Source organism: Bacillus sp. OTU530 (assembly GCF_038440375.1).
In genome coordinates, this window is sequence record NZ_JASATP010000041.1 from 42,095 (window position 1) to 52,159 (window position 10,065).

9 protein-coding genes are annotated in these 10,065 nt (G+C 36.6%); 7 read left to right on the forward strand and 2 right to left on the reverse strand.

Features of this window, described 5'->3' with window-relative positions; genetic code table 11:
* Position 1 precedes the first annotated feature (1 nt).
* Entirely contained in the window at positions 2 to 1,240 is a 1,239-nt protein-coding gene (locus AAHB12_RS23210; RefSeq protein WP_129730726.1) for a saccharopine dehydrogenase family protein, read from the reverse strand.
* Between the two features lie 1,079 nt (positions 1,241 to 2,319).
* Here AAHB12_RS23210 and AAHB12_RS23215 point away from each other — a divergent pair.
* The 5 genes from AAHB12_RS23215 to AAHB12_RS23235 all read left to right on the forward strand — a co-directional run bounded on the left by AAHB12_RS23215 (position 2,320) and on the right by AAHB12_RS23235 (position 6,408).
* On the forward strand, positions 2,320 to 2,841 hold the full coding sequence (locus AAHB12_RS23215) for a DUF1456 family protein (RefSeq protein ID WP_342047383.1): 522 nt from the start codon (positions 2,320 to 2,322) through the stop codon (positions 2,839 to 2,841).
* A gap of 248 nt (positions 2,842 to 3,089) precedes the next feature.
* Positions 3,090 to 3,797, forward strand: coding sequence for a M48 family metallopeptidase (locus AAHB12_RS23220; RefSeq protein WP_342047384.1), 708 nt, complete (start codon positions 3,090 to 3,092; stop codon positions 3,795 to 3,797).
* A gap of 254 nt (positions 3,798 to 4,051) precedes the next feature.
* Positions 4,052 to 4,726, forward strand: coding sequence for a hypothetical protein (locus AAHB12_RS23225; protein WP_342047385.1), 675 nt, complete (start codon positions 4,052 to 4,054; stop codon positions 4,724 to 4,726).
* Positions 4,727 to 4,830: 104 nt separating this feature from the next.
* Complete coding sequence (locus tag AAHB12_RS23230) at positions 4,831 to 5,673, forward strand: IS200/IS605 family accessory protein TnpB-related protein (RefSeq protein ID WP_342047387.1); 843 nt, start codon at positions 4,831 to 4,833, stop codon at positions 5,671 to 5,673.
* Between the two features lie 555 nt (positions 5,674 to 6,228).
* Positions 6,229 to 6,408 carry a zinc-binding dehydrogenase gene (locus tag AAHB12_RS23235; protein WP_129730718.1) on the forward strand — a complete coding sequence of 60 codons (180 nt, stop codon included), beginning with the start codon at positions 6,229 to 6,231 and terminating at the stop codon, positions 6,406 to 6,408.
* A gap of 208 nt (positions 6,409 to 6,616) precedes the next feature.
* Here the strand turns inward: AAHB12_RS23235 and AAHB12_RS23240 are convergent, their stop codons facing one another.
* A complete protein-coding gene (locus AAHB12_RS23240) occupies positions 6,617 to 7,999 on the reverse strand; it encodes a L,D-transpeptidase family protein (protein WP_342047389.1) in 1,383 nt (460 codons plus the stop codon).
* A gap of 918 nt (positions 8,000 to 8,917) precedes the next feature.
* Between AAHB12_RS23240 and AAHB12_RS23245 the strand changes: the two genes are divergently transcribed.
* Together AAHB12_RS23245 and AAHB12_RS23250 are read left to right on the forward strand one after the other, a co-directional pair.
* Positions 8,918 to 9,172 (forward strand): hypothetical protein, encoded by a 255-nt coding sequence (locus tag AAHB12_RS23245; RefSeq protein ID WP_129730714.1) that lies wholly within the window; start codon positions 8,918 to 8,920, stop codon positions 9,170 to 9,172.
* A 131-nt stretch (positions 9,173 to 9,303) separates the two neighbouring features.
* A complete protein-coding gene (locus AAHB12_RS23250; protein WP_129730712.1) occupies positions 9,304 to 9,588 on the forward strand; it encodes an HU family DNA-binding protein in 285 nt (94 codons plus the stop codon).
* Positions 9,589 to 10,065: the final 477 nt, after the last annotated feature.

A 10,065-nucleotide genomic window follows, 5' to 3' on the forward strand; every position in this document is an offset into this window, starting at 1 on the left:
CTTAACGAACAAGCTCCTGTTCTTTATCTTTAATAGGTTCAGCATCCACTAAAACTGGATTGAAATCTTCTTTCCATGGAAGACCCCATTTGTTTAGTGCTTCCATGAATGGATCTGGATCAAATTCTTCAATGTTATATACGCCTGGTTTGTTCCATTTTCCAGTCATCAGCATCATCGCACCGATCATCGCAGGAACGCCTGTTGTATAGGATACCGCTTGAGAACCAACTTCTCTATAGCATTCTTCATGGTCACAAACATTGTATACATAATATGTTTTATCTTTTCCGTCTTTTTTACCTTTAAAGATACAACCGATGTTTGTTTTACCTTTTGTGCGTGGTCCAAGTGAAGCAGGGTCTGGTAACACAGCTTTCAAGAACTGAAGCGGGATGATTTGCTTTCCTTCAAATTCAATTGGTTCAATAGAAGTCATTCCTACATTTTCAAGACATTTTAAGTGAGTAAGGTAGCTTTGGCCAAATGTCATGAAGAAACGGATACGTTTAAGTCCTGGCATGTTTACTGCAAGAGATTCAAGCTCTTCATGGTATAGCAAATACATATCTTTCTCGCCAACTTCAGGGAAGTTATAAACACGTTTGATTTCCATTGGCTGTGTTTCGATCCACTCACCGTTTTCCCAATATCTGCCGTTAGCTGAAACTTCACGGATGTTGATTTCAGGGTTGAAGTTTGTTGCGAAAGGATAGCCATGATCCCCTGCATTACAGTCAAGAATATCGATATACTCGATTTCGTCGAAATAATGTTTCAGTGCGTAAGCAGAGAATACGCCTGTTACACCTGGGTCAAAGCCGCTGCCTAAAAGAGCAGTAATGCCAGCTTTTTCAAAGCGCTCGCGGTAATCCCATTGCCATTTATATTCAAATTTTGCCGTATCTTCCGGCTCGTAGTTTGCTGTATCTAAATAGTTTGTTTTTGTTGCAAGACAAGCATCCATGATAGTTAGATCTTGGTACGGTAAAGCTAAGTTCATAACGATATCTGGTTTTACTTTTTCAATTAAAGCAATCAATTCATCCACGTTATCTGCATCAACTTGTGCCGTAGTGATTTTCGTTTTGCCGCCATCTAGCTTAGCTTTTAATTCATCACATTTTGATTTTGTACGACTTGCGATACAAATTTCTTCAAATACCTCACTGTTTTGAACACATTTATGGATAGCTACTGAAGCCACTCCGCCACAACCAATAATAAGTGCTTTACCCATTTTCATATCTCCTAACTAAATAGATTTTGCAGTGCAAAGAAGAATTTTATAACAACAAAAAAGCAAGTGAAAAACGCATAATGGCGCACACACTTGCTTTTGATATAAATCATTAATATTAAAAGTCACGTATGTCCATGACAAAAGGTCATAGGCATACATCCACCAATTCATTACGAAGACATAATGGCAGAAAGCTTTTTAATATTAATCATATATCATTACAGGATCAGAGTCTATATAGCAAATAATTACTTTTACTACTCTTATTGACCGTTTCACAAGTTGATGTGCATATGCACTGGTTGTAAAGTAACCAACTTATAAAATTTGAGCTTTTAACTCAATCAATAAGGCAACTAAAGTTGCCAATCGGCATTTGACCCGGCTGTCCGTATGGCCTTAACTTCCTTAAGGAAGTAGTCAAAATTATCTGCTTGGAAAGATCCAGATATATGATAAGCTTTCCAAATTAAAATGCTACTTTATAGTAGCAGTATATCATTCAAATAGCAATAGTAAAGTGAAAAATACTTCCACAAACTCCAACTAACTAAATCAATATTAGGATTTTTGAGTTTTTTTGATAACTTATTCATTTTCTAAGAAGAAATGCTTGAATATTGCATTACGGCTTACATTAATACTTAATTGGGCTACGATTTGATTTAGTTATAATTTTTGTGGAATAATTCATCGTACCATCATCAGATGGATTTTTAACATCATATGGTGATTTTTGCAAGTGTGTGCTCAGTACTATTTGTGTTCATGTATTAATTAATAAGCCCATTTTGTTGATAGGTTATTCAGATAATGAGGATATTATCTACTGCACTCCTAATATTTCCGACCACGTCGAATGAACTTCTAGCTGGGAATTTATACTTTCTTACAGTGAAATAAAAACTATAAAACCTGTCTGTAAAGTGTTAAAGTATTACTTTAACGGCCAGCAGCTTAAGTGTTATTTAAGGACTATTCTTGATGATATGATTGTATTCGAAATCATAAAAGCTGGAATCTAGAGGATACAATTTGAATGCTATACAAATGATCAACATTTTAGGGGGTTCACGATGAGTATAAGTAATAATGATATATTAATTAGAGTAAGATATGCGCTAGACATAAAAGAGACAGACATGGTAGAGATATTTAAGCTTGGCGGTATTGAAGTAACAAGAGAAGATGTGCGGAAGATGCTCGTAAAATTAAAAAACAATGACCATAATGAAGCTGATATAGCTGAAAATGACGATATCATAAAATGCAATAACAATATGTTAGAATCGTTTTTAAATGGCTTTATTGTTTTTAAAAGAGGCAAACAAGATCCGAAACCAGGGCAGCCTGATAAACCAGCAATGTCTGTAAAGAGTACTGAAAGCGTAAATAATCTGATTTTAAAGAAATTGAAAATAGCACTTGCATTAACAAGCGAGGATATAATGGATATATTAGAGGAAGTAGGAGTCCGGATAACAAAAGGAGAATTGAGCGCCTTATTACGAAAAGAAGGTCATAAAAATTATAAAGAGTGCGGTGACAGATACGCCAGAAACTTTTTAAAAGGATTGGCGGTAAAATATCGAGGATAAGGGTTCGTGAATTGCTTCTTTCCTATCATTAGTAGGCATGAATTGTCTAGGAAAACGATCCCGAAAACAATTCGAGCACAATGAATACACATGTATGCTCACTGTAAGAGGTAAAGGATACGATGGCTGGAGTAGGAATTTTTTATCCTACTCTAATTTAATTGTGCCATGTATAGGTTTTAAATAAACCGAACCCCACGTATAGTTATAATGCGAAACCGACATTAACGGATACTCTAGGTGATGAAATGATACATACATATTTAGGTGAAACAATTAGTTTTAATCTAACTTATAAAAAGCGAACGTCCATGGCCATTTATATAGATGCTTATGGAAATATTGAAGTCCAGGCTCCTAAAGGGACACCTCTTGAACATGTGCTTCAATTGTTAGAGGAAAAGTGGGATTGGATTGGGCAAAAATCAAAGGAAATAAGGGATAGAACGCTTGGGCCAAAGGAGAAGGTCTATAATGATGGTGAGAGCTTTCTTTATTTAGGAAAGGAATATCCTATACAGATCTCTCAAGATATAAATATCAAGCAAGACCATGTAGTGTTTGAAGGGGATAAGCTGCATATATATGTGAAACAGCTTGAGGATGAAAAAGTAAAGCAAGCCTTAAAACGATTTTATTATCAGCAATGTAAAATGTTAGTTGAAAGGAGTATTCAGTCTTATCAAAGCAACTTTAAAACAAAACCACGTTCTGTTCGTATTGCTGATAATAACAGTAACTGGGGAACCTGTAATGCAAGGCAGCAGTTAACATTCAATTGGAAGCTGGCAATGGCGCCGTTAGAAGTTATTGACTACGTAGTTGTTCATGAGATGTGTCATATGGTTCATCTGAATCATGATCGATCCTTTTGGCGCCTTGTCGGGAAAATGATCCCGGATTATAAGGAAATGGAAAATTGGTTAGCGTTATCGAGCTGGAAAATGACTGTTTAGCAATAGGGTTTATTGGAGCAAGACATAAGCGAGCTTAAAACTCCTAATAAAAAATAGTGTGAGCGACCTTGTGATTCTTAGGAGGTTACAACAGTTGCTAAAAAATTACCGAAAGTTATTTAAAATGACTGAATCCTACATCTAAAAATACATTCAAAACAAGTTAAGTTCTCTGTTGAACTTAACTTGTTTTTTTGTTAATATATACCTTATAAAAGAACATTTGTTCTGCGTAGAAGAGAGGTGAAACGGACATGTCTACAAGCAAGAAAAAAGAGAGAAAAACAACCATTTTTGGTGTACTGATCAACATGACAGAACAGATGAAACAAGAAGTGAACCAATGTATGTTTGACTATAGCTTCATGTTCCGTTTCTCCTTTAAGCGTTTAGTAGAAATAGAACGAGAACATGAGTTGGATGAAGATCGTAAAAAAGCCATTCAACAATTGGAAAAAGACGTATCTTCTCGTACAGGCTATCCCATCCGTGTTGCTAAAGATGCTGTAGCGGATGCAAATGAGCTCCTTACAGCTAGACATACACTAATGGTGGAATACCATGAGCTGTGGAAAGAACGTTATGAGAACACAAAAGCAAAGTATGAAAGGTTCAAACAGAATCCGAATGTAAACCATCGTTCTTTCCACATGCTAGGTTTACAAAACAAAATGGAACGTCAGCTGAAACAGATACAGTTTTATGAACAGCACATCTTGCAGTATACCTTTCCTTCCATTGTGTTTAGAGGCCGTAAAAACTTTGAGGAATTACAAAAAGGGAATCTTTCTAAAGAAAAGTGGAACGAATTACGAAACGGTCGTATGAGTTCTCGCGGAGATGCAACAAAGGGGGGGAATCCAAATCTTCGTGTCCTAGAGACAGAAGAAGGATTTGCTTTGCAAATGATTTCTAACCGTAAAGTGTAAATGGAAAGAAGTTTTACTATGAAAAAACTTTGATTCCATTATACATCGCAACAAAATGCTCTAAGAAAACAAGAAAACTAAATGGTCGCAAATATCCAGAAGTAATGAAACGAGCATTGGAATCTGGAAAAGCATATCAAGTAGAGATTTTAAAACGTGATGGACAATATCATGTGAGAATTACCGTTTCAGAAGAAAAGCCAATTGTGCAAGAAAAGATAAATGGTTATCTTGCGGTAGATACAAATATTGATGGGTTGGCTTTGTGTTTGATGAATGAAAAAGGATTTCCTACAAAATTCACTTGGCTCGGTGAAGGCGGATTGCAATATTACCCAACCCATAAGCGAGAAAATGTCATTTGGGAACTTGCCCATCAAGTGGTATGGCCATGTGTAGAACAGAAGTTAGCTCTGGTGATGGAAGATCTTGCATTCATCCATAGCAAAGATGTCTCGAAGAAAGTAAGACGTAAATCACACCAATTCTGTTACCGGAAGCTGTTAGAATGCATGGAAACACTATGTATTCGTTATGGCGTAAAACAGGTACAAGTAAAACCACAATTCACTTCTGTGATTGGAAGATTGAAATATCAAACTCGTTTCCGGGTCAATGTTCATTCGGCTGCTGCTTTAGTCATAGGAAGACGGGCGATTCCTGGGCTTCGTGAAACGGTTCCTAAGAAATTGTTGTGTGTATTAACTAAAAAACAATTGGAAACATTCCATGAGCAAAATGAATGGAAGCAATGGAGTACCATGCAAAAACAAGCAACCAAACTACTGAAAAAACAAGGTGCAGCTTTCTACCAGTGGCATGATTACAAGAAGCGCGTGTATCAGGCTCTTATAACACCAAAAGCAAGAAAAACAAAGTCTTCAAACAAGAAAAGAGAAACGAAGGCTTCTTTTGACACCATCATTGTACATCCGATTGCTGAGTAAGGTGCACTGATAGCACAGATCGTTTTCATAGATACATGATTCAAACAGATCCCTCCCTAGCTGGAACATCGTGAAGAAGGCTAGGGAGAGCTTTGGAGGGACAGGTTATACCTGTAATAAGGAACAAGAATATCCCTTATTGACTGAGCGAGAGCGGTCCCTTAGTGTGCAATCCTGTGGGCACACGTCTTCGAAAGGAGATGTAAAACTTCTAGTTTCGTGCTTAACGATAACTTTCAGTAAGTTTTATGAACCAGGATACTTGAGGTCGCTTCCTGTTGTTTTAGACATTTTAGTGCTATACTTCGAAAAAAAAAACGCCATCCTTTTCATGAATTTATTGATAAGGACGGCATTTTTTGCGTTTGTCAGAAAATATAAATCTCAGCTAGAAGCGAAGCCGATATAGCAGGAGATTTTAAGGATAAAGCGTAGTTACGAGTGAGTCTTCTTTATAGATACTTCATTATAATTTGAAGGTCTTTTACAGTTTTTTTAGCGATATGTATTAATGAGATGAAATGATCAAACCCAAGTAGGTTAGGGGGAATATTTATGAAGGCAATCGTTTATAACAGATATGGCCCACCTGATGTTCTTGAATTAAAGGAGCTTTTTGAGGCAGGTAAAGTAAAGCCTGTTATTGATAGACATTATAAGCTGAGTGAAGTTCCTGAGGCCTTCAAGTATTTTGCAGAAGGACACGCTCAGGGAAAAGTGATTATTACTGTGTGAAGGTCAATTCAGTGTTTTCTGTTATTACTGTCAATTGTTCGGCAGCTGATACAAGGCATTGGCCGTATTATATTATGTGGAAGTACGTTAGATATCCTTTACATAGAAAGAAGTGGGTAAGAGCTTAAAATACGATTTTGGTGCAAAAATGGATGATTTAAGAGAAAGAAGCAGCAGGAAATCACTTATGATTCCCTGCTGCTTCTTATTAATAAACGACCACTGGATCGTTTTGACTAAGGTTATCATACACAGCCTTCATAGCATCTGACGGTGTGTTGACACAGCACCCTGATCCTTGCGACACATAAGCGTCACTTGCCCAGTTCTTCCGCCAGCTGGCATCGTGGAACCCGCAGCCGCTGTTCGTAAAGGGAGCCCAATAGTTTACTTTAACGGAATAATTCGGATTGCCTACTGAACTGCCCTCAAGTGTGGATGGTGATTCTTTATACATGATATACCATACGCCTGGTGGTGTATCTTCATTGGTTACATGTTTGCCTGTAACCACATTAGTTGTAACTGCTAATTGCCCGTTTTTATAAATCCAAATACGCTGTTCTGAAATGGATACTTCAGCATATGTATTGCCAATACCATTGTTCGTTGTATTGTCATAGCCGATACCATACGTGCTATAACCCACTCCGTAAATATTGGAGGCAGAAAGTGATGTTTCTCCTTTTGCAAAGGACTCCTGAATTCGCTTCGTTTCCTTATCGATATTAATTGCCCAGCCATAGGTTTGTCCTTTTACCGATATTACTGAACCTAAATGTGTTTTAAACGTATAATCTTTATTTAGTGTTGATTGAGAAGAATTAATTTCAGCAATCTTATTTTTAATATCGGTTGTATCAATGCTATATTGCATATCCTTTGATATTGATGCGTTTTTAATGAGTTCGCTGGCTTTTAAAGAATAGACTTGGTTTTGTACCTTATAATCAATAGTTCGTCCAAGGAGATCCTGCAGCTTCTTTTCTTCTTCTTTTACAATTGGGTCATCCGCTTCAATAGGCTGAATGTATACGGCATTCAGCTGAATCGTGCTGTTATGCTCTTGTTTTTCATAATCCTTTAATAGTTCGGCAACATCATATTGCTCCCCCTTAACGCTTTTAGAGATTGTGACCTTGCTCTGCTCCAAATGGGCTTGCGCATCTTGTGGGGCTTTTAAGCTCTGATTCATTGAGGTAAGCTTTTCCTCTACTAGCTTTTTCAAAGTCTGGCTTCGATACTGATCCTCTTTGCTTGGTACTAATGTATACGTGACAGCCTTTGAGGAAGGAAAAAAAGTTCGCTGTTTTTCTAATAATTTCTTAATGCTTGGCAGGTCTTCGTTTGTGAATCCCAGCTTTGTATCTTTTTCATCGAGTATTCGTTCTTTTCCAATATAGACTTCATTTTTTAATACAGATGACTTTAATTTTTTCATTGCTTGCTCAGCGGTTAGTCCACCGACATTGGTGTCATTAATCACAATATGCGTATTGAACCGGGTTGCTTGATAATAGCTGATTCCTCCAAGTAGGAGTGCGACAACAAAAATAATGCTGCCTGCAATAATGAGATTAGTTTTACGCAAGTTCTTTCACCTCAAAAAATTATTTTACACTGTAGGAAAGTCTAAATTTCCATCTAGAAGCAAACTCGATGTAGCGGGAAATTTTAAGAACAAAGTGTAAGTGCAGCTACGCCTCTGTCTTCGCCCAAGGGCAGGGCTCGTCAATCGGCAAGTTTTCTTTAAAACTTTGTTTAGATTAAAAGTATTTTAATCCTACGCTATCTATCTATTAGGGCCAATGGATAAAAAGACCTCTAATATTCTTAACCTTATGTAATAATTGAGTGAAAATGAGGTTCCGTGGTCGCTAGTAAGAAAATTTATATCGGATCCCCTCTAATAATATTGAATTGTTAAGTGACTTATCGTAAAAGAAGTTTATTATGGTTGCTTACTATAGTATATCAAATTCTTTATTTAGTGTACTCTATCTTTAACTATTGTTTTCATTTATGAAAAATTGATTCTATTTTCGGGATTACACAAGCGATTTCTAAATTAGAGGAAGCATTGGAAAATGGAAAGCAAAACCTTGAAGAGACATCTGAAAATGCGATGAGATTAATGGATTTATGTAGTAGACAAATAAATAAAATTAAGGTTGGCCTACTACCATTTTAAGTCGAACTTATATATCTACAATGAACAGGAAGGAATCTTTCCTAATTATGTACAAAAGTATTATATAAAAGATTTGTATAAATTTTTGGATCTAGGACAAGAATAAAGATAGAAAAAGATGAGAGGTGAGTTGTCGTATTCTAAAGGACTAACACCAAACGGATATATGCTTGCACCTAGAGTGAATAGAAAAACTGTTTGGAAGATTTACAGTCACCTAGACTAAGCCCTATTGCTACGAGGAAAATAACAAACGCTCTAACAACATGAATCCAATTACAAAGGCTCATTTTCTCAGAATATGGAGGAGGATGAACAATGGATAATGTAGAACGGATTATTGAATCGTCTGGTGTGCTAGTCGAAACTATGAAGAAATACTTATACATCGTAGATGCTCAAATTGAACGCCTCGAAGCAGCAATTGATGGAATTCAGCAAGTTGTCTTAGAAGAGGGACAATCTTCTACACTCCCAAACGGGAAAACTGTAAATTGGAGGGAAAAGCTTTGTTCAAGGGAAAAGGAGCTCAAAATCATGAAAGAATTACGGGATAAAATTGCTGCTTCATAAGCTAAGATTATCACATATATAAAGAGAGGTATTTTTTTGCACAAGCAGAGGAAATTAAGAGGTTTAGGCTGAAGAATATAGAATTCAGTAGGATAGGCAATATATCATATATAATCTTGGAGGTCTTATTTATGAATAAAACAGATCTTGTCAATAGCGTAGCTGAACAAGCGGAACTAACGAAGAAGGATGCGGCTCAAGCGGTTGATGCTATATTTGATGCAATCCTAAATTCATTGAAAGCGGGAGATTCAGTCCAAATACTTGGGTTCGGTAACTTTGAAGTACGTGATCGGGCAGCTCGTACAGGACGTAACCCGCAAACCGGTGAAGAAATTGAAATTCCGGCAAGTAAAGTTCCGGCATTTAAACCAGGGAAACAATTGAAGGAAGCAGTTAAGGAAGTATTAGTGTAATAAAGAAAATTCTCCGATTAAATTGTAAAAAGGGAGGGGTCTTCTGGTTGGATTACGGAAGACCTTTTCTAACTCTTATTTGGGTAGGATGCCTCGATTTTGTTATTATGTATGATGCATAGTCTCATTAACATAGTGGTATGAGGGATACAATGAGTTCTAAAAAACAGGCATATTTTTTATGTATAAAGGTATTGCAATAACTTTATAAGATATGTTATATTATATTTCTGCCGCTGATACTGAAACAAATCGCGGTGAAGCGAAATCTTTTTCTTAACCAGCTTTCGATTGCTATGAAGAACTCAACATAGCTGAAGGAATTTACTTTATGAAAAGCTGTTGACGAGAAAAGTAAGCTATGATATATTGTTAATCCCGACTAAACATATGATGTTTATGGGGATGGATCGAAAAATGTTTGACACGAAATAAATAAGATGTTATATTGAGGAAGTCGCCTTTGAGCGATGGACG